The 1082-nt window shown below is 71.9% G+C and carries 1 protein-coding gene; it reads left to right on the top strand.

From position 1 onward, the window contains the following. Positions 1 to 22: 22 nt before the first annotated feature. Entirely contained in the window at positions 23 to 943 is a 921-nt protein-coding gene (locus tag KDL01_RS41340; RefSeq protein ID WP_307846816.1) for a LysR family transcriptional regulator, read from the top strand. Positions 944 to 1082 lie beyond the last annotated feature (139 nt).

Raw genomic sequence — 1082 nt, 5'->3', positions numbered from 1 at the left:
CAGCTGTGTATAAGAGACAGAGCTGAGGCAGCTGCGTTACTTCGTGGCGGTGGCGGAGGAGCTGCACTTCGGTCGCGCGGCGGAACGGCTCATGATCGTGCAGTCGGCGGTCAGCCAGCAGGTGCGCCGCCTCGAACGCGAGCTCGGTGCGGACCTGCTCGACCGGTCGCCGCGGCACGTGCGGCTGACCGAGGCCGGCGAGCGGTTTCTGCCGCACGCCCGCGCCGTGTTGGAGGCCGAGCAGCGGGCCGTGGCCGCCGTCGCGGCGTACGCCGTGAGTTCCGGCAATCCGTTCGGCGCGGTGCTGCGGATCGGTACGAGCACGGGGATGGGTGAACGGCTTGAGCAGTTCCTCGAGGTGATGGGCCGACTCGCCCCGGATACCCGGATCGAGCTCAGCTCCAGTCCGACGGCCGCCCGGCTCGAGCAGGTGGCCACGGGTCAGCTCGACGCCTGCTTCGCCCGAGGCGTGGAGCAGGGCCCTGAGGGCGTGCGTCTGATTCCGGTGTGGCAGGACGAACTGGTGGTCGCGCTGTCCGCACGCGACCCGCTCGCGGAACGTGAGCAGGTGGCGCTGCGCGACGTGGCCCACCTGCCGCTGCTGCTCACGGCGCGCCGGTTCAACCCGCCGCTGGTCGACCTGGTGACGAGAGCGTGCCGCGACGCCGGATTCGAACCCGTGCCCGGCCCGCCGCACAGCGGACTGCAGGACACGCTCGCGGCGTTCGGCGCGGGCGCGCCGGGCTGGACGGTGCTCTACGCCGCGCACGCGCGGCAGCTCGCGACCGGGCGTGTCAGGTTCCTGCGGGTGGAAGCGCCCGGCGGCGAATCCCCCTCAGCCGGCGCCTACCTCTGCCTGCCCGCGGTGCTCGCCGTGCGGGCGTCGACGCCGAGGGCGAGGTTGGCGCCGCTGCTGGCCGCGTGCCGCGAGTGCCAGCCGTAGAGCCCCTAGGCCCAATACCAGTGACTTTGGCTTTGTTTGGTCGTTAGGTGGGTGTGCCGAGGCCGGGTCAGGTGAAGTCGTCGTCCGTGGGGCGGTTGTCGGATCGGGTTGCGTTGGGGGTGCTCACTCGGGTGGTGCC

The sequence above is a fragment of the Actinospica durhamensis genome, from assembly GCF_018139695.1.
Classification (GTDB): domain Bacteria; phylum Actinomycetota; class Actinomycetes; order Streptomycetales; family Catenulisporaceae; genus Actinospica; species Actinospica durhamensis.
This window is presented reverse-complemented; position numbering and strand designations above follow the sequence as displayed.